This is a genomic window from Rhodoplanes roseus (assembly GCF_003258865.1).
Taxonomy (GTDB): Bacteria; Pseudomonadota; Alphaproteobacteria; order Rhizobiales; family Xanthobacteraceae; genus Rhodoplanes; species Rhodoplanes roseus.
The window spans coordinates 1-21,423 of record NZ_NPEX01000094.1 but is presented as its reverse complement, the minus strand read 5'-3'; the positions used below and the strand labels follow the sequence as shown (position 1 = coordinate 21,423).

General features: G+C 68.0%; 17 protein-coding genes and 1 tRNA gene. 13 read left to right on the top strand and 5 right to left on the bottom strand.

The window, feature by feature from the left end; all coding sequences use genetic code 11:
- Positions 1-979: glycosyltransferase (locus CH341_RS15005; protein WP_210208324.1), on the top strand; the 979-nt coding region annotated here is incomplete at its 5' end.
- Positions 980-986: 7 nt separating this feature from the next.
- Here the strand turns inward: CH341_RS15005 and CH341_RS15000 are convergent.
- Positions 987-2,174, bottom strand: coding sequence for an NnrS family protein (locus CH341_RS15000; RefSeq protein WP_111419817.1), 1,188 nt, complete (start codon positions 2,172-2,174; stop codon positions 987-989).
- A 207-nt stretch (positions 2,175-2,381) separates the two neighbouring features.
- Here CH341_RS15000 and CH341_RS14995 point away from each other — a divergent pair, with 207 nt between their 5' ends.
- The 8 genes from CH341_RS14995 (at position 2,382) to CH341_RS14965 (ending at position 11,864) form a co-directional block, all read left to right on the top strand.
- The gene (locus CH341_RS14995) at positions 2,382-2,768 is read left to right on the top strand and encodes a c-type cytochrome (protein ID WP_111419816.1); all 387 of its coding nucleotides are present in this window, start codon (positions 2,382-2,384) and stop codon (positions 2,766-2,768) included.
- A 295-nt stretch (positions 2,769-3,063) separates the two neighbouring features.
- Positions 3,064-3,423, top strand: a complete 360-nt coding sequence (locus tag CH341_RS14990; protein WP_210208335.1) for a septal ring lytic transglycosylase RlpA family protein — start codon at positions 3,064-3,066, stop codon at positions 3,421-3,423.
- Positions 3,424-4,015: 592 nt separating this feature from the next.
- Positions 4,016-5,716 carry an alpha-glucan family phosphorylase gene (gene glgP / locus CH341_RS14985; protein ID WP_111419814.1) on the top strand — a complete coding sequence of 567 codons (1,701 nt, stop codon included), beginning with the start codon at positions 4,016-4,018 and terminating at the stop codon, positions 5,714-5,716.
- A 122-nt stretch (positions 5,717-5,838) separates the two neighbouring features.
- Positions 5,839-7,095 (top strand): glucose-1-phosphate adenylyltransferase, encoded by a 1,257-nt coding sequence (glgC, locus tag CH341_RS14980; protein ID WP_281022889.1) that lies wholly within the window; start codon positions 5,839-5,841, stop codon positions 7,093-7,095.
- Positions 7,092-8,552, top strand: coding sequence for a glycogen synthase GlgA (gene glgA, locus CH341_RS14975; protein WP_111419812.1), 1,461 nt, complete (start codon positions 7,092-7,094; stop codon positions 8,550-8,552). Before glgC ends, glgA begins: the two co-directional genes overlap by 4 nt.
- A 229-nt stretch (positions 8,553-8,781) precedes the next feature.
- Positions 8,782-8,907: a hypothetical protein gene (locus tag CH341_RS36210; protein WP_281022886.1), complete on the top strand. Its 126-nt coding sequence runs from the start codon at positions 8,782-8,784 to the stop codon at positions 8,905-8,907.
- A 386-nt stretch (positions 8,908-9,293) separates the two neighbouring features.
- A complete protein-coding gene (locus tag CH341_RS14970) occupies positions 9,294-10,310 on the top strand; it encodes a class I SAM-dependent methyltransferase (protein WP_111419811.1) in 1,017 nt (338 codons plus the stop codon).
- Positions 10,311-10,379: 69 nt separating this feature from the next.
- Positions 10,380-11,864, top strand: a complete 1,485-nt coding sequence (locus tag CH341_RS14965; RefSeq protein WP_111419810.1) for a lipopolysaccharide biosynthesis protein — start codon at positions 10,380-10,382, stop codon at positions 11,862-11,864.
- A gap of 914 nt (positions 11,865-12,778) precedes the next feature.
- On the opposite strand, the gene CH341_RS14960 is transcribed toward CH341_RS14965, so the two are convergent.
- From CH341_RS14960 to CH341_RS14950, 4 genes are all read right to left on the bottom strand, one after another.
- Positions 12,779-13,621, bottom strand: coding sequence for an IS1 family transposase (locus tag CH341_RS14960; protein WP_170149634.1), 843 nt, complete (start codon positions 13,619-13,621; stop codon positions 12,779-12,781).
- A 139-nt stretch (positions 13,622-13,760) separates the two neighbouring features.
- Positions 13,761-13,833, bottom strand: a tRNA-OTHER gene (locus CH341_RS14955).
- 94 nt (positions 13,834-13,927) lie between these two features.
- A complete protein-coding gene (locus tag CH341_RS33680) occupies positions 13,928-14,575 on the bottom strand; it encodes a hypothetical protein (RefSeq protein WP_146604483.1) in 648 nt (215 codons plus the stop codon).
- A 53-nt stretch (positions 14,576-14,628) separates the two neighbouring features.
- A complete protein-coding gene (locus CH341_RS14950) occupies positions 14,629-14,877 on the bottom strand; it encodes a hypothetical protein (RefSeq protein ID WP_111419808.1) in 249 nt (82 codons plus the stop codon).
- A 129-nt stretch (positions 14,878-15,006) separates the two neighbouring features.
- Here CH341_RS14950 and CH341_RS14945 point away from each other — a divergent pair, with 129 nt between their 5' ends.
- The 4 genes from CH341_RS14945 to CH341_RS14930 all read left to right on the top strand — a co-directional run.
- Positions 15,007-16,545 carry a YifB family Mg chelatase-like AAA ATPase gene (locus CH341_RS14945; protein WP_111419807.1) on the top strand — a complete coding sequence of 513 codons (1,539 nt, stop codon included), beginning with the start codon at positions 15,007-15,009 and terminating at the stop codon, positions 16,543-16,545.
- 129 nt (positions 16,546-16,674) lie between these two features.
- On the top strand, positions 16,675-17,154 hold the full coding sequence (locus CH341_RS14940; protein WP_111419806.1) for a response regulator: 480 nt from the start codon (positions 16,675-16,677) through the stop codon (positions 17,152-17,154).
- Entirely contained in the window at positions 17,151-19,772 is a 2,622-nt protein-coding gene (locus tag CH341_RS14935) for a hybrid sensor histidine kinase/response regulator (protein WP_111419805.1), read from the top strand. Before CH341_RS14940 ends, CH341_RS14935 begins: the two co-directional genes overlap by 4 nt.
- 216 nt (positions 19,773-19,988) lie before the next feature.
- Positions 19,989-21,423 (top strand): ATP-binding protein (locus CH341_RS14930; RefSeq protein WP_111419819.1); only part of this gene is annotated, 1,435 nt, incomplete at its 3' end.

The following is a 21,423-nucleotide window of genomic DNA, read 5'->3' as shown; positions in this document are numbered from 1 at the left end:
CGCCGTCCGCGACCGTTTTCGCCGGCGGCGGCGCGCCGTGCTCGAGCAGGTCGCCGGCCCGGCCGACATTTTTTCGCCCGGCGCCTGGCTTCTCCTGCCCGGGGAGCTGCAGCGGCACGACTTCGCCCATCTGATCGCGTTGCGGCGCCGCCTCGGCCTGCGGCTCGTCGCCGTCTTCTACGACCTCCTCGGCACCCTTCCGCCCGACGATCCGCGGGTGAAAGATCCGGAGGCCGCCGACATCCCGTCGAGCGAGTTCATCCTGCGCCACGCCGCCCTGGTGCTGTCGATCTCGGCCTTCAGCGCCGCCGCCCTGACGGCCCATGCGCGGGCGCGCGGAACCGCGATGCCGCCGCTGTCGGTGATCCGGCTCGGCCACCGCATCGGACCGGCCGCGGCCGACGCGCCGGCGGTCGACGGCCTGGTGCCGGGCGGCTACGTGCTCACGGTCGGCGACGTCACGGCACGCAAGAACCACCGGCTGCTGGTCGATCTCTGGGCCACCCTGGCGGGCGAACGCGGCGGACGGGTGCTGCCGCTGGTGATCGCCGGGCGGATCGGCCACGACGGCGCGCCGCTGGTCGCGGCCGTGAAAGCCGACCCGGCCGCCGCCGCCGTGATCCGCTTCCTCAGCAATGTCGACGACGCCGCGCTGCGTTGGCTCTACGCCAACTGCCGCTTCACCGTGTTCCCCTCGGTGTCGGAAGGGTTCGGCCTGCCCGTGGTGGAGAGCCTCGCGGTCGGCAAGGCCTGCATCGCCTCGAACGCCACCGCCATCCCGGAGGCGAGCCAGGGCGCCGCTTTGCATCTGGACCCGAACGACGCCGCCGGGTGGACGGCCGCGGTGACGCGGCTCCTCGACGACGATCCTGCGCTCGCTCGGGCCGAGGCGGCGATCGCGGAAAAATTCCACCTTGTCGCCTGGGACGACACCGCCGCCGACGTGCTCGACGCCGCGGACGCGGCGCGAGCCGCGTGAGGCGCCGTCAGCCCTTGCCCTTGCGCGGGCGCAGCAGCATCGGGCCGTAGGCGAGGCAGAATCCCCAAAAGGCGGCGACCCAGGCGAGCGCGGCCGACCACAGGAGCGGCCCCGCGAGGTCGGGCAGCAGGGCGGCGAGAATCCGGAGGACCGCGGCCGAGAGCACGGCCAGATAGATCAGCCGGGTCGTCGGCGGCGCCTTCAGCGCCCAGCCGGTGTGGCCGCGGGTCGCCCGCGTCATCACGGCGAGCGTCATGGTGCCGGCGGCCCCGACCGTCCAGGCGTGAATGCCGGCCGACTCGGGGACCAGGGGCGACAGGGCGGCCGCGGCGAGCAGCAGAAAGCCGAGCGGAATGAACGCGTAGCCGAGATGGAGGATGAGCACGAGGGCGTCGCGGCCGGTGCGGTCGCCGGCCCAGCGCGCCAGCCGGACCGCCTGGACAAGCCCCGCTGCCGCCATCAGGGCGGCCGTCACGGGCCCCTCGGACGCGATCAGCCAGGACGCCACCGCGACCGCGGCGAGCGCGATCGAGGCCGCGTCGAGCCGTCCGAACGGCGCCGGCAGGCGGCCCGGGTTCTCCCGCACCAGCCAGTTGCGCGTGAAGCTCGGGATGATGCGCCCACCGATCAGCACGATCAGCACCACCACGGCGGCGACCGCCAGCCGCCGGCCCAGCATGGCGCCGCCCCACAGATGCGCCTCGACGTGGAACACGATGTTGGCGATCGCCAGCATGGCGACGATGACCAGGACCCGGAGATTGCGCCAGTTCTTCCCGGCGATCACCTCGCGGCCGGCGGCGGCGAGCACCAGCAGCAGGAAGCTCGCGTCGATTGCGGCGACCAGACCCCAGCCGAGGGAGGCGCCGGCCGACACGGCGATGCGCCCGGCGACCCAGGCCAGCACCAGCACCAGAAGCGGCAGGCCGGCGAGCGGCAGCCGGCCGGTCCAGTTCGGAATCGCGGTGAGGAGAAATCCGGTGACCACCGCGGCGACGTAGCCGAACAGCAACTCGTGGGCGTGCCAGTCGGTCGGCGTGAACGCCGTCTCGAAGGCGATGCGGCCCTCGTAGAGCGGCATCCAGACCAGGAGGACGAGGCCCGCGAACAGGGTCCCGAGCAGGAAGAACGGGCGGAAGCCGTAGCTCAGCACGGCGGGTCCGGCGAAGGGTGCGACGCGGGGAACCGGGGTCATGCGAGCTCCAGATGCGAGAGGACCCGGGCCGAGGGTCCGGATCGGGACAGCCACCATTAGACGGCGCCGCTACTCCTGCGGAACTAGTCAGTTTAGAGTCGCTTGATTTTCGACAAGCTTCTGTCTTTTTGCTCAGCGTGGACCTTCGTCGCGCGGGCGGACGGCTCGTCGGATCGTCCTCATGGAACCAAAAGGGAACCAGGCACTATGATCACCAGAGCGTTCGTTTTCGTATTCGCGTTCGCTGCATCCACTGGCATTGCCGTCGCCCAGGATGTCGAGGCGGGCGCGGTGTCGTTCCGGAAGTGCACGCCCTGCCACAACATCGGTCCCGGCGCGACCAACAAGGTCGGTCCTCTGCTCAACGGTCTGGAAGGCCGCCACAGCGGGTCGGTCGCGGGCTTCAACTATTCGGCGGCCAACAAGGACTCGGGCATCACCTGGGACAAGGCCACGTTCAAGTCCTACATCACCGACCCGCGCGCCAAGATCCCGGGCACCAAGATGGTGTTCGCCGGCATCAAGAACGAAAAGGAGCAGGACGACCTCTGGGCGTACCTGTCCCAGTTCAAGGCGGACGGCTCCAAGAAGTAAGCGCTCGCCGCTTCTTCTCTCACCTGCTTTTCACGCGCCGCCGACCTCGTTCGCGGCGCGTATTTTTTTGTCCTGTCCCACGCGGTCCATCGTGCCTGCCCCGGAGCGTCGGTCGGTGTCATCCGGCCGCCCCGGAAGACTGCCGAGACCACGCCCGCGGGATTAACCAACCTTCTTCTCTGTAATTCGAAGTTACACATCGTGATGGAACCGCGGCTCCTTGCCTTGTTCTGTGCACATTTCCCCCGTTTAAAGCACTTCTCACTCACAACAGGGGACTATACAGCGCATGGCGATGCTGAACTTTGTACGGTGTGTTGCAGCCTTGATCGCAATATTCGCTGTCGCGACAATTTCGACTCGCGCCGAAGCCTTCAGCCAATCAGGTATTGCTTCAGTATACTCGGGCGGTCGGACCGCCAATGGCGAGCGGGCGCATTCCGGCGGCCTGACGGCCGCCCACAAGTCGCTGCCCTTCGGCACACGCGTGCTGGTCACGCACCGCAAGACCGGACGCTCGGTCGTGGTCCGCATCAACGATCGCGGTCCGTTCGTGCGTGGCCGGGTGATCGATCTCACGCCCGCCGGCGCCCGCGCGATCGGCATGGGTTACGGCATCGCGCCGGTGTCGCTCGCGGTGCTCGGCCGCGACTGAGCCGCCGAACCGACCTGCGTGGTTTCGAGGGAGCGCCGCACCGCGGCGCTCCCTTTTTTATGCCGGTGCGACGCGCCGTACGGCACGGCCGCTGGCACATTGGTTGCTCCCCCGAGCCGTGCTGAACGGCCGCGGGGCTCCGGCTGCGGCGTCGGCCGGGGGGGATCGGCGTGAGCACGCGGCGGCACCAGAAGGATCGACCGAGCGGCATGCGGTGCAGCACCGCGACCGCGACGCCGCACCGCGGCGAACCGCCCGTCGCCGACGAGACCTTTGCGCGCCGCCCCGATAGTGTGCGACAAAGGAGTTCGGGTGCGCGCCATGCCGACTTCTGTGTGCAACGCATCCATTGCGCCTGCGTCAGAGGGGGCCGAGACGATGACGCGTCCATCGAAAGAGCCGCGGCCGCACGTTTCCGCCGGTCGCCCGCAGGCGCCGCGCCATTCGACCGGCCGCGGAACGCGGACACGCTCCCGCTCCGCCGAGCGCCGTTCCGACATCCCGCCGCGTCCGCCGCAAGCCGCCTGACGGCGCGCCGACCCGAGCCCGGATTCATTCGTCACCAGGTCACACCCCCCGTCGCGGAGCTGCAATGATCGAGGTCGCGCGCTATCTCTCCGTCAACCGCATCGCCTATTTCTCGATGGAAGTCGGGATCCGGCAGGAGATGCACACCTATTCGGGCGGCCTCGGCCTGCTGGCCGGCGACGCCGCGCGCTCGGCGGCCGATCTCGACCTGCCGATGGTGTTCGTGACGCTGGCCTCGCGCGAGGGCTCGATCAAGCAGGAGATCGACGCCGACGGCAACCAGATCGACGGTCCCGATCCGTGGAATCCGGAGGAGTGGGCGACCCCGATCGGCGCCATGGTGGCGGTGAAGCTGGAGGAGCGGCAGGTGTGGATCCGCCCGTGGCTCTACGACCTGAAATCGCCGCGCGGCTTCCAGATTCCGGTGCTGCTGCTCGACACCAACGTCCCGGAGAACGATCCGCGCGACCGCAACATCACCAACCGGCTGTATTTCGGCGACGAGCGCGACCGCATCAAGCAGGAGGCGGTGCTCGGGGTCGGCGGCGTGCGGGTGCTGCGCGCGCTCGGCTTCACCATCGACACCTATCATCTCAACGAGGGGCACGCGGCCTTCCTGTCGCTGGCCTTGCTCGACCAGCACCGCATCAACCGCATCCCCGGCATCCCGGAGCCGTTCAGCTACGACGTCCATGCGGTGCGCGAGAAATGCGTGTTCACCACCCACACGCCCGTGGAGGCCGGCCACGACCGTTTCTCCTACGAGGACGTGCGCGCCATCGTCGGTGACCTGATCGAGTTCGAGCAGCTCAAGCTGCTGGCCGGCCCCGACCATCTCAACATGTCGCTGCTGGCCCTCAACCTGTCGCGCTACGCCAACGGCGTCGCGCGCCGGCACGCCGAGACGGCGCAGACGATGTTCCCGGCCTACAAGATCAGGTGCGTCACCAACGGCGCCCATGTGCCGATGTGGATGCATCCGGCGGTCGCCGACCTGTTCAAGACCATCGCGCCGCACTGGGCCTACGAGCTGGAGGATCTGCTCAAGGCCGACCAGGTGCCGCCGGACGCGCTGTGGAGCGCCCATCAGCAGGCCAAGCGGGAGCTGATCGATTACGTGAAGGCCACCACCGGGGTCGAGATGGATCCGGACGTGCCGCTGATCGGCTTCGCCCGCCGCATGACCGGCTACAAGCGGCCCGACCTGCTGTTCCACGATGTGGAACGGCTGACGGCGATCGCCGGCAAGCGGCCGTTCCAGGTGGTGATGGCCGGCAAGGCCCATCCGCGCGATTTCGAGGGCAAGGCGCGCATCCGGGCGATTCACCAGCATATGAGATCGATCAAAGACGTGCCGATGGCGTTTCTGCCAAACTACAGCATCGCCATCGCCTCGAAGCTCGTCTCCGGCACCGACGTCTGGCTCAACAATCCGGTGCCGCCGCTCGAAGCCTCGGGGACGAGCGGCATGAAGGCGGCGTTCAACGGCGTCCTGAACTTCAGCGTTCTGGACGGCTGGTGGCTGGAAGGGTGGGAGGAAGGCGTGACCGGCTGGTCGATCGGCAGCGACGGCAGCGACTCCTCGCCCGAGGCGCACGCCGCCGCCATGTACGACAAGCTCGAGTCGACGGTCCTGCCGCTCTATCACGACGATCGGGCGCGGTGGATCTGGATGATGCAGCAGACGATCGCCAAGATCGGCGCGGTGTTCAACAGCGCCCGCATGATGCGGCGCTACTCGACGGAGGCCTATCTGCGTTCCTAGTCGGCGCGACCCACGCGACATCGCGAGGCGGGACCGCCCCGGCGGGTCCCGCCTCGACGGGCGACACGACCGGGAGAATCCGACGATACATTTGTCAACTCACACGAGGCAATTCCGTGCCGATCAATCATTCCTCGCCGGGGCCGCTCGCGCGTAGTGCGATGGCCTATGTGCTGGCCGGCGGCCGCGGCAGCCGACTTCACGAGCTGTGCGACAACCGCGCCAAGCCGGCGGTCTATTTCGGCGGCAAGTCCCGGATCATCGACTTCACGCTGTCCAATGCGCTGAACTCCGGCATCCGCCGCATCGCGGTGGCGACCCAGTACAAGGCGCACAGCCTGATCCGCCACATGCAGCGCGGCTGGAACTTCTTCCGTCCGGAACGGAACGAGAGCTTCGACATCCTGCCGGCCAGCCAGCGCATCGCCGGCGCGAGCTGGTACGCCGGCACGGCCGACGCCGTGTACCAGAACCTCGACATCATCGAGAGCTACAATCCCGAATACATCGTGCTGCTCGCCGGCGACCACGTCTACAAGATGGACTACGAGCCGATGCTCCAGCAGCACGTGGAGCAGAAGGCCGACATCACCATCGCGTCGCTCGAGGTCCCGGTGAAGGAAGCGAGCCATTTCGGCGTGATGCATGTCGACGAGAACGACGTCGTCATCGACTTCGTCGAGAAGCCGCAGAAGCCGCCGCACGTGCCCGGCAACCCGGCCGTGGCGCTGGCCAGCATGGGCATCTACGTCTTCAACACCAAGTTCCTGATCGACCAGGTCCGCCGCGACGCCGCCGACCCGCATTCGACCCACGACTTCGGCAAGGACATCATCCCGTATCTGGTGAAGTACGGGAAAGCCGTGGCGCATCCGTTCTCGCGCTCCTGCGTGCGCTCACGCGAGGAGGCCTCGGTCTACTGGCGCGACGTCGGCACCATCGAGTCCTACTGGGAGGCCAATATCGACCTCACCGCCGTGGTGCCGCAGCTCGACCTGTTCGACCACAACTGGCCGATCTGGACCTATGCCGAGATCACGCCGCCCGCCAAGTTCGTGCACGACGAGCAGGGCCGGCGCGGCATCGCCATCTCGTCCCTGGTGGCCGGCGGCTGCATCGTCTCCGGCGCCTCCATCCGCCGCTCGCTGGTCGGCACCGGGGCGCGCGTGCACTCCTACGCCTTCGTCGAGAACTCGGTGATCCTGCCGGCCGTCGACGTCGGGCGCGGGGCGCGGCTGCGCAACGTGGTGGTCGACAAGGGCGCGCAGATTCCTCCCAAGCTCGTGGTGGGCGAGGATCCGGAGCTCGACGCCGAGCGGTTCCGCCGGACCGAGAACGGCATCTGCCTCATCACCCAGCACATGATCGATCGGTTGTGACCGCGGCGGCACCGATCCTCGTTCTGTCCGTCGTCTCCGAGATGTTTCCCTTCGTGAAGACGGGGGGGCTCGCCGACGTCACCGGCGCCCTGCCGGGGGCGCTCGCGCCCGAGAACGTCCGCACCGTCACGCTGATTCCCGGCTATCCGGCCGTGCTGGCGGCGCTGCGCGAGCCGATCGTCGTCCTGGAGACGCCGGACCTGTTCGGCGGCCCCGCCCGGCTGATCCACGGCCGCGCCAAGACGCTCGAGCTGATCGCGATCGACGCGCCGCATCTCTACGACCGGCCCGGCAACCCCTACATGTCGGCCGACGGCCGCGACTGGCCCGACAACGCCATCCGGTTCGGCGCGCTCGGCCTGATGGCGGCGCGGCTCGGCGCCGGCGAGGTCGCGGCCTTCCGGCCCGACGTGCTGCACGCCCACGACTGGCAGGCCGGGCTCGCCGCCGCCTATCTGCGCTACCGCTTCGAGCGGCGCCCTCGCACCGTGATGACGGTGCACAATCTCGCCTTCCAGGGCCTGTTCCCGGCCTCGCTGCTGTCCGGCCTGGCGCTGCCACCGCAGGGCTACTCCATCGACGGGGTCGAGTTCCACGGCGAGATCGGCTTCCTCAAGGCGGGGCTGGCGCTCTCCGACTGGATCACCACGGTGTCGCCGACCTATGCGGCAGAGATCCGGACCCGCGAATTCGGCATGGGGCTCGACGGCCTGTTGCGCGGGCGCACCGAGCGGCTCTCCGGCATCCTCAACGGCATCGACGACACGGTGTGGAACCCGAGCCGCGATCCGCTGATCGCCGCCAATTTCGACGCCCGCCGCATCGCCCCGCGGATCGCCAACCGGGCCGTGCTGAAGCGGCGGATGAATCTCGCCGCCGACGACGCGCTGCTGTTCGGCGTGGTCAGCCGGCTGTCCTGGCAGAAGGGCCTCGACATGCTGGTCGAGGTGCTGCCCACCCTGCTGGCCACCGGCTCGCAGCTCGTCGTGCTCGGCTCCGGCGAGCGCAACCTACAGCAGGCGTTTCTCGACGCGGCGCGGATTCATCCGGGTCGCGTCGCCTGCGTGATCGGCTACGACGAGGAGCTGGCCCATCTGATCCAGGCCGGCGCCGACGCGCTGCTGATGCCGTCGCGCTACGAGCCCTGCGGCCTTTCGCAGATGTGCGCGCTGCGCTACGGCACGCTTCCCGTGGTGAGCCATGTCGGCGGTCTCGCCGACACCGTGATCGACTGCAACGACATGGCGATCGCCGAAGGGGTCGGCACCGGCATCCAGTTCACCCCTACCATCGGCATGCTGGAGGCCGCGGTGCTGCGCACCACGGCGATGTGGCGCAACGGCCGGGTGTGGCGCCGCGTGCAGCGCAACGCCATGCGGGCCGACGTCTCCTGGCGCCGCTCCGCCCGCCGCTACGCCCAGCTCTACCGCGACCTCCTGGCCGAGTGGCGGAAGTAGGACGGCCGGCGCCCGCGGCGTCGCCGGCTCTCGCGAGCCCCGCCGCGGGCGCATGGCTGCTGCCGCCCCGCGGCCGCGCGGCCGAAACTTCACACTCGCGAAACCCTGATGGGCTATACATCCCCGCTGATAGAAGCGGCTGCCTGCACAGACCACGTTCATTCCGGACGCGCGCCTCGGTCGGCCATTCGGCCGAGACTGCGCGGTCGAGCACGCGGGACGTGGTGTGATGCACGAGTTCGGATGGCAGTTGCTGGCGATGATCGTCGCCAACCCGCTTCCCACCGGAGCCATCGTCGGGTCGTCTCTCCTGACCTTGCTGGCGTTCACGTTTCCGATGTACGGGGTGGACTGACCTCGTCGCCCAGGGCGACATCGGAGGGGGAGACACCCGGGTCCGCTCGGAGCGGCAGTGCCGCGGCGTGCGCCCGCGCCGCCCCCGACGCGATCCGTGGACCCGCCTTCGACATTAACCAATGCCTGTCGTTTATTAGATTTATCCTCCCGTTTTTGTCAAATTGCCCTCGACCGGCGGGGGCGTGCGTGCTCGCGGACAACGAGGACGACGGCCGACGGTGACTTGCCACGCGGCGGACGTGGACGTGATCTGCTCCGAACGACCCCGAGCCGGGTCGCCCCGAGCCGCCGAACCGGCATACGCGCCGTTCCGGACGAGGAGATCGCGGCCCTGCTCGACGACCTGATCGGCGGACGCCGGACGAGACGCAGGAGAGGATCGCCATGAGCAGCAACGCAGCTTGTCCGGCTTGCCTGAGTGCCGACGTTCATTCGATTCTCTCGGTTTCGGTCGCCCAAGCCGCGCAATCGATCATCCTGCCCAAGAGCGATCCGGCGCGGAGCGACCGCCTCACGCGACACATCGCCTCGCTGTGGGGCGGGGATCGGTGCGAGATCCTGAAATGCAGAGAGTGCGGCTTCGGATTCGCCTGGCCGTTCGTGGCCGGCGACGCCGAATTCTACAACGTCGCGAATGCGGACGTCGTGTATCCCCGGATGAAGTGGGAGTACCGTCGGACCCTCGAGGCGTTGCGATCCCTCCCCACCCGCGACATGACGGCCCTCGAGGTCGGCGCCGGCAACGGCTACTTTCTCGATCTCGTCAGCCCCGACCCGATCAGGCCCGAGAACATTCACGCGGTCGAATACAACAGCAAGTCGATCGCCAGCCTCGAACGACGCGGCTACAGAACCACGGCGGCCGACATTCGCGACCCGTGCTTCGACGACCGCCGAAACGCCTTCGATGTCGTGTTCATGTTCCAGGTGGTCGAGCACATGGACAAGGTCGGCGAGCTGTTCGAGCGGCTGCACTATCTCCTGAAGCCGAACGGATCGGCCTTCATCGCCGTGCCGAACCCCAGGCGCATCGAGTATCAGGAAGCTCACGGATCGGTCCTGGACATGCCGCCCAATCATATCGGGCGATGGACTCCCGGCGCGTTCGCCGCGTTGAGCAGCCGGACCGGACTGCGGCTGGCGGAGAGCGAGGTCGAGCCGCTCGATTGGGCCGAGTTCCTCGAGCACGACATCTCCTACAGCCATATTCGCCGGACCCAGCTCCACCCCGACGGCGTCTCGGCGCGAATCCGCAGCCTGCCTCGCAGTCGCTTCCGCAGGCTCGGAGAGGCCGCGATCGCCACGATGTTCATTCCCTCCCGGCTCGGCTCGTGGCTGGCCGCCTATGCCGATCGCAAGGACATGGGGGGATCGCTCTGGGTGCGACTCGAACGGGCATGAGACGCAGCGATCCGCTGCGCCGCCGCGCCGCGTTCGGGGCCGACGCTTAGCGTGGCAGATGTGGCAGACATGGCGGATTCGGAGAATGTCGTCCTGAAGGCCTCGCAGTGGGCCGTGCTGAGCGTGCCGGTTCAGGTCGCGAAGGCGATCATCCTGTTCGGCTCTCAGATCTACCTGGTGCGATTGCTCAGTCCAGAGGACTTCGGCATCGTCGCGATGTGCATGCCGATCGTCGGCTTCCTGTCGCTGTTCAACGATCTCGGCCTCGCGCAGGCGACCATCCAGCACCCCGGCCTGACCAGGCAGGACAGCAGCTCCATCTTCTGGATCAACATCTGCTCGGGCCTGATCATCGCGGCGATCATCGTTCTCGTCGCTCCGCTCGTCGCGCTGTTCTACGGCGACGAGAGGATCCGCGCGCTGTTCGCGGCGATGGCCGGCCTGGTGCTGATCGGCAGCCTCGCCTCCCAGCAGGTGGCCCTGCTGTTCCGCGGCATGCGCCGGTTTCCGCTGCTGCTCATCGATATCCTGCCGGTCGTCGCCGCCGGCATCTCGTCGATCCTCGCCGCCGAGCTCGGCGCCGGATACTGGGCCATCCTCATCGGCCAGGGAGCCCATGCCCTGTGCGCCGGCTCGATGGCGTGGATCATGTCGGACTTCCGCCCGGAGCGTCCGCGCCTCACCGGCAATCTGCGCGCGTTGATCCGGTTCGGCCTCCATCTGACCGGCCTGTCGATGGCCTCGTTCCTGTCGGCGAATCTGAGTCCGGTGATGGTGGGGCGCATCTTCGGAGGATTTCAGGTCGGGCTGTTCGATCGCGGAAACAAGCTCGTCGTCATGTCCTATGTCCAGATCCTGACCCCCATCACCGGCATCGCCCAGACCCTCCTGGCTCGCCTTCTCGCGGACGAATCCGATTATCGCCGTATCTTCCTCCAGATCGCCGAAGCCGTGCTGCTGGTGGTGATGCCGGGCCTGATTTGCCTCGCCGTCCTGTCCGATTCGGCCGTCGATTTCCTCTACGGCAGGAAGTGGATGGAATGCTCGCCGCTGGTGTTCTGGTTCGCGCTCGGGAGCTTGGCGACGCCGATCGGAGCGGCCGGGTCCTGGCTCTTCGTTACCCAGGGACGGACCGCGAAGATGCTGAGATTCGGGCTCGTCAGCAACGCCATCTCGGTCCTCTCGCTGTTCCTGGGCATCGCCTGGGGCGCCGTCGGCGTGGCGATCTCGTTCGCCGTGTTCTCGATTCCGACGAACGGCCTGATGGTCTGGGGGGCGACCCGCGAGGGTCCGATCTCGCTGGCCGATTTCGTCGGGATGCTGCGTCCGATCCTGATCGCCGTCGCGGTCTCGGCCGTGGCCCTGAAGGGCGCGGCCGCGGTGCTGGCGCCTCACCACTACCCTGCAGTGGTCGAGCTGCTGGTCGGCCTCCTCGTCGCCTATTCCGCGACCGGGCTCGCCCTCCTGTGTTTCAGCTCGGGCCGGCGGGTGCTGCGCAACGCCGCCCGCATCCGTCGCATCCTGCGGCCCCGCCGATCCGGCCCCGTCGCCTGATCGGCTCGGGACGAGGCGCAATGTTCTCTTATTGTTCTTGAAGCGACGGGGTAGTGGGTCAGTTTGAATGTGGCGGCCGGCGGATCGCTATGGTTGTCGGCTTCCCTGTGCGCCATCGGGCATGAGTCTAACTCGTGTTAGAGCTTCGGACGTCGGCCAATGACGCGCGCCGGGTTCGCAAGTTCCGACATCAACCATAAAGTATCGGGGCAAACCCACTCAACTAATTTCCTGATATTCGCGTACTCAGCCGTTGGCCCCTTGTCGAATATAGCATAGTGATGCATAATCATATTCCTAAATAATCTAAGTTGTTCAAGGCGATTGTACACATCTTTTCTTGATGTGCCTACCGGAGCATGTGGGAATGCTGATCTAACGCCGCCCCGCCAAAGAAGATGCGACAATTTTACTCCGAACATATTTTGCCAAAATCCAAAAGTCATTCCTGCTACGACATGGTCTGGCGTAAACGCGCGGCCTCGTTTCTGGCGTTCTGAAGCCGTCTTAGACGTCAATTCATCTTGGTGTCTTGTCGGTATGACAGAAAGAAATTTGGGATCGTCGAACCAGTGCGTGTTGTACAGCGACGTAAGTTGAGCGCTGACGGCATTCCGCACGGCCACTTCTGCAAATTGAAGTGGGATGTAGAACTCTTCGCACAGGCGGGCGTTCCACACGTAGAGGCGAAGCGCTAGGCATTTGTCACCCCTTGCCGATGGGACGTACCTAGCCAGCCTAGCCTGTGACATCGTAGCTTCAAGGCGAGACAAAACGTTAGGCATAGGCGAAAACGGGTATTGCATCGGCGAATCTCTGCATCTAGATTCTTGGTACGTGCCGCGGGGAAGGATCACTGCGTCAGTCGCAAATCTCCTGCGGACAAGCGAGGGCCGGACCTACGGGTGCCGGCCCTACTTTTTTGCCTCCCACGCCTCCAGCACATCAACGACATCCCCGATTTCCCAAAGGCGGTTCGTGACGTTCGCGGCCATGGCCGGAGTCACCTTCAATGTCTTATGAATACGCACGAAATTGTAGTACATGCAATGCAGCGCAACCGCACAAGCGTGATTTTCGATCTTCTTTGAGAACGCATTTGTGAGCCGGGTGAACCGGCGAGTGTGCATCCGGATCGTCAGGTTGGACCGCTCCACGTACGACGTGGAGACGTGCGCCGGGTCGGGGCAGCCCTTCACAAGTTCCTTTTCGGCACCGATGCACTTGGCTGGGCTGTAGCGGCGCTCGCTCTCGATCGTCGTCCCGTAAATTTTTTGCAGGATGCCATAGTCCACATCGCGGCCGAACACCTCGTCCACAGCCTCAACGTAGGCGCGGTGGCCGTCGCTGGTGAGTTGGATCCGGCCCGCTAGGCGCTCCTTAAGGTCGTCAAGGAAGATGCGCGCTGAGGTGCCCGTGCGGTCGCCAATGAAGAAGCTCACCATCAGCTTCGTGTCGGCGCATAGAGCCGTCCAGGTCCACACGTCGCCAGAGTCCGGACCGGCAGCCTTAGCCGTCGCTACGTTCGCCTGCTTCGCGTAGATGAACGACCAAATCTCGTCGACCTGCACGCGCTTGCAGGGGAGGTTCCGCAGAACCCGGTCCTGATAGGCGGCGCACGCCGTGCCGGCGTCCACGAGCAGCTTCGTGACCGTGTTCTTGCTCGCTCCGGTGAGCCGGGTCACGGCACGGATTGAACTTCCCTCACAAAGAAGGTGGAGGATGCGGGCGCGCTGTTCACGGTCGAGCTTGTTCATGGGGGTCATGATATGACCCTTTATGCTTAGCGTCAAGCACAGAAATCAATCAACATGATTTCTTTCGCCAAGCGATTGATTCCTTTCAAGGATCTCTTGAAAGGTCCGCTTGGACGTGCTAAATTCTATATGTGAAAGGCGCCCCTGGGAGGATTCGAACCCACGACCGCCGGCTACGAAACCGGTGCTCTATCCGTCTGAGCTACAGGGGCACTGGGAGGAGAGTCAGTCAGCCACAACCGACCGGCTCTCCCCGGAAAATGGGCTACCTCCTACGGGCGAAGTGCCACATCGCGCTTTCTCCTTTCATCCAACCACATCGGTACTTTCGGACCCCGGCGCGCCAACGCCGGGGTTCACCGTCTTATCGACGATGAACCAGTTACGCCCCTCTCGACGCACTTCTCCTTCTCGCGAGAGGCGATATAGCGTCATTCCAACTGTCTTTTCGTGAATCTCGGCGCTGTGCTCTTTTTGCACATATTCCCGAATTGGGGCCGCTTGTGACCCCTTCGACCCAGCTTGGCGAAGGCGCTCTAGCACGATGTCCCTAATCCGGGGAGGCTGCGCTGGACGGGGCTCTGATTGCTGATGTCCCAAAAGATCGGGCTCGCCTGACGGCCGCGCCGGCTGCGTATGTGGCGTCGGATTATCCGGAGACTTCGGAGTCGCGACCGCGGATTGCTGCTGCTCAGTCGCTTGCTTGTAGGCGTCAACCCGCTGTTGCCAAGCGTCGCGAAGAAGGTCTTTCCCGGCCTCTGACTCGAAGTCGACCCCAAAGAAGCGGGCGGCAGCAGCGCAGTCGGCAATTTCGTGAGTGATCTTGGCGTCGCGGTCAGCCAGCTCTTTTCGCCGGGCATTTATACGGTTGCGCTCGATCATCAGCGTTACCCACTGGGTAACGGCCGCGTCAATCGCCGCTTTGCGAATGGAGTCTCGGGGGTCGCTGGTCATCTTGCGGCGAGAGATAAATGATTCCCGTCGCCAAAGCAATCACTACAAAACAGTCAATCTTCCTTTTTCTCGCTTCCCCAGCGCGCGATTGCCGCATCGCGGGAAATTTGTCGTCGCTTTTCGGTGGACAGCGCCGCCGCCCGAGCCTTCCCACCCTTGGCCCCAAGCGCCACGGCGGCCGGGTCCTTGCCCTGCTCCTCCGGAGTCGGTGGTCTGTCCTCAACCTCTCCGGTCGCCACGTCTACGATGAAGCGGGCGAGCTGGTTCGGGTCACGCGGGCGTTTGGGCGTTCTTTCGGTCATGTGCCAAATATGCGCTTGGGCTGGCAAGGACGCCAGAGGGCGGCGGGGCTGCCTTTTTCAAACTGACCCACTACCAGTGACGGCACCCCACTGCTACCCTGGCGCGTAATCCGGGAGAGGCGGGGCAGCATGGTCCAGCGCGTGTCCACCGTGGCGTTCGAGGGCATCGAGGCGCGGGCCGTCGACGTTCAGGTGCAGGTCGCGCCCGGTCTGCCGGCGTTCAATGTCGTGGGCCTCCCCGACAAGGCCGTGTCCGAGGCGCGCGAACGCGTGCGGGCCGCGCTGGTCGCCTCCGGGCTGGCGCTGCCGGCGCGGCGCATCACCGTCAACCTCGCCCCGGCCGACCTGCCCAAGGAGGGCAGCCACTACGACCTCCCCATCGCGCTCGGCCTGATGGGCGCCATCGGGGCCATCCCGCCCGACGCGCTCGACGGCTGCACCGTGCTGGGCGAGCTCGGTCTCGACGGCTCGATCGCGCCGGTCGCCGGCGTGCTGCCGGCCGCGATCGGGGCGAACGGGCGGGGCGAGGCGCTGATCTGCCCGGCCGCCTGCGGCCCGGAGGCGGCCTGGGCGAGCCCCGACATGGCGATCGTCGCGGCCGGCTCGCTGATCCAGCTCGCCAATCATTTCAAGGGGACGCAGGTCTTGTCGCGGCCGCAGCCGCGGATTCGCGCGGCGGCCGGCAGCCTGCCCGACCTCGCCGACATCAAGGGCCAGGAGACCGCCAAGCGCGCGCTGGAGATCGCCGCCGCGGGCGGCCACAACCTGCTGATGGTCGGCCCGCCCGGCGCCGGCAAGTCGATGCTGGCCTCGCGCCTGCCCTCGATCCTGCCGCCGCTGTCGCCGGCCGAGCTTCTCGAGGTCTCGATGATCGCCTCGGTGGCGGGCGAGATCGAGGACGGCGCGCTGACCGATCGCCGGCCGTTCCGCAGCCCGCATCACTCGGCCTCGATGCCGGCCCTGGTGGGCGGCGGGCTGCGCGCCAAGCCCGGCGAGATCTCGCTCGCCCACAACGGCGTCCTGTTCCTGGACGAGCTGCCCGAGTTCGAGCCGCGGGTGCTGGAATCGCTCCGCCAGCCGCTGGAGAGCGGCGAGGTGGCGATCGCTCGCGCCAATCACCGGGTCACCTATCCGGCCCGGTTCATGCTGGTCGCGGCGATGAACCCGTGCCGCTGCGGCCGCGCCAGCGAACCCGACTTCGCCTGCCGGCGCGGCCCGATCGCCCGCTGCACGGCCGAGTATCAGGGCCGCCTGTCGGGTCCGCTGCTCGACCGCATCGACCTGCATGTCGACATCCCGGCGGTCAGCGCCGCCGACTTGGTGCTGCCGCCGCCCGCCGAGGGCAGCGCCGCCGTCGCGGCCCGGGTGTTTCGCGCCCGGAGCGTGCAGGCGCAGCGCTACGAGGCGCTCGGCTTCCCGCATGTGCGTACCAACGCCCAGGCCCAGGGCGGGCTCCTGGAGGAGGTGGCCGCCCCGGACAAGGCGGGCCTCGCACTGATCCGCGACGCCGCCGACGCGATGCGGCTCTCCGCCCGCGGTTATCACCGGGTGCTGCGGGTCGCCCGCACGCTCGCCGACCTCGACGGCAGCGACCGGGTCGGCCGCGTCCATGTCGCCGAGGCCCTGGCCTACCGGACCCGGCTCGACGAGGTCCGCCGCGCCGCGTGAGCGTCCGGTCCGCCCTCGAAGCGGCGTGCCGGCGGCGCCGGGCATCGGCCGGCGATTGCGGGTTAATCGAATGTTTCCGCTTGTCTGCCACCCTGACGGGACCAGACGGCCGAATTCGCGGGGATACCGATGTTGAACCGGAGCGAGACGCACACGCCGCAGGCCACCGGCGATCCCGAGACCAGGGCCGAGCCCCCCGTGGCGTCGCTGCTGGTCATCGACGACGACACCGTGCACCGGATGATCATCTGCCGGGTCGCCGGCCGCGCCGGCTACGAAGCCACCGGCGCCTCGTCCTACGAGGAGGCGGTCGCGCTGCTGGAGCGCCACGCCTACACGGTGATCACGCTCGACCTGACCCTCGGCCAGCACGGCGGCGCCGAGGTTCTGCACGTGATCGCGGCCATGGATCTCAAGACCCCGATCATCATCGTGTCGAGCTCCACCGAGACGATCCGCCGCGAGACCGCGGCCATGGCCAATCTGCTGAGCCTCAACGTCTGCCGGACATTGCCGAAGCCGGTCGATCTCGCTCAGCTGCGCGCGATCCTGCTCGAGATCCGTCAGCGCGAGGCCGTCGGCCTGGCGCCGGTCGGCTGGTCTACGTGACGGCGGCCGACCACAACGATCCGCCTCCCGAGCAGCCCGCCACGGCCGGCGGCGCCGCCCCGACGAGACCGTCGCGGCCCTATGCCGGCCTGATCGCCGGCGCCGTGCTGGTGATCGCCACCGTGATCGGCATGAACGCCCTCGTGCTGGGCAATCTGCGCGAGAGCGCCCTCGAGGCCGCCGCCCAGTCGCTCGCCCAGCGCAGCGCCATCCTGGCCGAGCAGGCCGAGCGCGCCCTCCAGTCCGTCGACCTGACCCTCAGCGCTCTGCTCGAGCACGTCCCCGAATCCCTCACGATCGACCCCGCCGCCTTCGCCCGGCGGCTCTCCGGGCTGTCGACCCATGCGCTGCTGCGCGAGAAGACGACCGGCCTGCCCCAGCTCGAGGCGCTCAGCATCATCGACGACAGCGGCCTGCTGGTGAACTTCTCGCGATCCTGGCCGGCGCCGGCCGTGTCGATCGCAGACCGCGATCACTTCGTGCGCCTGCGGCAGAGCCGCACCCCGGTGTCGGTCGTCAGCCCGCCGCTGCAGAGCCGGGTCAGCGGCCACTGGCTGGTCGGCCTGCATCGCCGGCTGGAGACCTACGACGGGACCTTCATGGGGGTCCTGTCGGCGTCGCTGTCGCTGGCCTATTTCGAGGGGTTCTATCGCTCGGTCGCGCTGTCGGAGGCCGATTCCTTCGCCCTGATGGGCCAGGACGGCGTGCTCCTGATCCGCCATCCCCAGGTGGTGCCGTTGATCGGCCGCAGCTTCAACGTCCTGCACGGGGGCAGGCAGCCCTACACGGAACGGGCCGTGAGCCCGCTGGACGGGCGCGAGCGCGTCTGGGCCGTGCAGCCGCTCAAGACCTATCCGCTGGTGATGGTCGCGACCACGACGACCGATCACGCGCTCACCGGCTGGCACGGGATCGTCCGGCTGTCGGTCTTCCTGTCGGCGGTGGCGGCCTTCGTGGTCGTCCTCGCCACCCTCTGCATCGCCTTGTGGTGGAACGAGCAGAGCAAGGCCGAGCGGGCCCGCACCGCCCACATGGAGGCCGAGAACGCCCGTGCCCGCGCCGAGGCCGAGCTGCTGCGCGAGCGCGAGAAGACCGCGGAAGCCGCGAACCGGGCCAAGTCCGACTTCCTCGCCACCATGAGTCACGAGATCCGCACGCCCATGAACGCGCTGATCGGGCTCGCCTCGACGCTGCTGGAAAGCGATCTCGACGACGAGCAGCGCCTCTGCGTCACGGCGCTGCACGATTCGGGCGACAATCTGCTGCGCATCCTCAACGACATTCTCGACTTCTCGAAGCTCGAAGCGGGTCGGCTCGAGTTCGAGCAGCTGCCGTTCTCGCCCGCCACCCTGGTCGACAACGTGGTCAGCATCATTGGCCTGCGCGCCGCCGCACGCGACCTCGGGGTCCATGCCACGATGGCGCCCGACGTGCCGGCGGCGCTGGTCGGCGACGCCGGCCGAATCCGGCAGGTGCTGCTGAACCTGCTCTCCAACGCCGTGAAGTTCACCAGCGCGGGAGACATCACGGTCTGCACCCGGTGTGTGTCGCGCGACGCGGCGCGCGTCGCGATCGAATGGAGCGTCAGCGACACCGGCATGGGCATCCCGGCCGATCGCATCCCGCGCCTGTTCGAGAAGTTCTCGCAGGCCGACAGCTCGATCAACCGGCGTTTCGGCGGCACCGGCCTGGGACTCGCCATCTGCAAGCACATCGTCGACCAGATGGGCGGCAGCATCACGGTGGAGTCGGTCGAGGGCCGCGGCACCACGTTCCGGGTCCGCCTGTCGCTGCCGTGGTCCGACACGTTCCGGGTCGAGCAGCGCGCCGACGCCGGCGCCGTGGAGGCGTTGCGCACGCGCCTCGCCGCGCTCGGACGACCGCTCCGCCTGCTCATCGCCGAGGACAACCCGACCAATCAGCTCGTCGCCGTCAAGATGCTGAAGGAGTTCGGCATCGTGCCGCGCCTCGTCAACGACGGCGTGGAGGCCGTGGAGGCGACGGCGCTGACCCGCTTCGATCTCGTGCTGATGGACGTGCGCATGCCCCAGATGGACGGGCTGGAGGCGACCCGCGCCATCCGGGCCCGCGGCGGACCCGACGGCGGGGTGCCGATCGTCGCCATCACGGCGAACGCCTATCCGGAGGACGTCAAGATCTGCCGCGACTCCGGGATGAACGGCTTCGTCGCCAAGCCGCTGCGCAAGCAGGCGCTGATCGAGGCCGTGCTGACCGTGGTGCAGACCTTGGCTCCGGAGACACCCGACTCCACCCCGGTCGAGATCGACCACCGCACCCTCGCGCTCCTCAGCGAGGAGATCGGCCGGGACGGCACCGACCTCGCCCTGCAGGTGTTCCTGCGCGAGACGCAGGCGCGCCTGGCGAGGCTGCGCGGCCCGGCCTCCGGCCTCTCGACCGAGACGATCGTGGCCGAGGCGCACACGCTCAAGGGCGCCGCGGCCATCGTCGGCGCCGTGTCCCTGTCGCGGGTCGCAGCCGAGCTCGAAGCCACCGCGCCCGCTCCTGCCTCGCCCGACTATACCCGGATGCTGGACCGGCTCGAGGCGTCCTTCGCGGCCACCCGGCGCGGTCTCGTGGAGCACGCCGCCGCGGCCTGAGCCCGTGCGTCGTTCAGACTCGGTCAACCATCTCGTCGCGTTGTCGAGAACCGCCTCCGCCCGGCCGCACTCTCCGATCATGCACAAGGGAATGGCAAGGTTCGGGTGGTACCTGCGATGACGAGAGCCGGTGACGCTACGGCACCGGACGCGGCCGACCGTCGTCGACCCGGCGACTCGCCGCCGGGCCCGGCCGAACCACGCGGGCCGTCTGCCATGGCACGGATGCGCAAGAGCTTCGACCGGCTGGCCCGCAACGCCGCCCTGATCGTCACGGCATCGGTGCTGATCCTGCTCGGCACCCTGGTCTATCTGATCCTCGCCCTCAAGGCCGCCCAGGCGGCCGCCCCCGACGTGCTGCTGTTCGCGACCCTCGCGGCGGCCCTCACGGCGGCGTCGTGCGGCGCGCTGGCCCCGCTGGTGCGCAACAACCGCCTGCTTCGCCAGGAGGTCGCCCGGCTGGAGGAGCGCGTCGAGGAGCTCGCCGACACGCAGTGGGAGCTCAAGGAGTCGGAGGAGCGGGCGCGCAGCTTCGTCGAGCTGATGGGCGACCTGATCGTCCGGCGCGACGGCGAAGGCCGCATCGGCTTCGCCAACGACGCCTTCTGCCGGCTGGTCCGGCTCTCGCCGTCCGAGCTGCTCGGTCGTCCGTTCACGCCGCTGGTGCTGGAGCAGGGCGCCGTCACCACCCTGGACGAGGGCACCCGGACACACGACCAGAAGATCGCGGCGGCCGACGGGCCGCGCTGGATCGCCTGGCGCGAGGTCCTGGTGCGGGCCGGCCGCGGCGCCGAGACGCTGAGTGTCGGTCGCGACGTCACCGACCGGGTGACGGCCGAGAAAGCCCTCGCCGAGGCGCGCGATCAGGCCGACGCCGCCAACCGTGCCAAGAGCCGCTTCCTGGCCACCGTCTCGCACGAGATCCGCACGCCGCTCAACGGCATCCTCGGGATGACGGAGCTTCTGCTCGACTCCCCGCTGGCGCCGGCCCAGACGGCCTATGCCAAGGCCGTGCAGACCTCCGGCAGCGCCCTGCTGGTGCTGATCGAGGACATTCTCGACTTCGCCAAGATCGAGTCCGGCCGCATCGAGGTGGCGGCGCGTCCCTTCGGCCTCGCCGCCGTGATCGAGGAGGCGGTCGAGCTCCTGGCCCCGCGCGCCCACGCCAAGAACGTCGAGGTCGCCGCCTTCGTCGACCCGGCTTTGCCCGCGATCGTCACGGGCGACGCCGAACGGCTCCGCCAGGTTCTGCTCAATCTCGCCGGCAATGCGGTGAAGTTCACCGAGCGCGGCAGCGTCACCGTGACGGCCGAGCCCGGCGCCCGCGCCGGCGAGGTCGCCGTCACGGTGCGGGACACCGGCATCGGCATCGCCGACGACGCCCAGGAGAGAATCTTCGGCGAGTTCGAGCAGGCCGACGGCTCGGCCGCCCGCCGCTTCGGGGGCACCGGGCTCGGCCTCGCCATCACCCGGCGCATCGTCGAGCGCCTCGACGGCACCGTCACGGTCGAGAGCACCCCGGGGGTCGGCTCCAGCTTCCGCGTCGTGCTGCCGCTGGCCGCCGCGGCCGAGGCGCCGGCGCGCCCGGACCTCGCCGGCAGCGCCGTGCTGATCGTCACGGCCGACCCGCCGGGCGCCGCGCCCCTGTCGC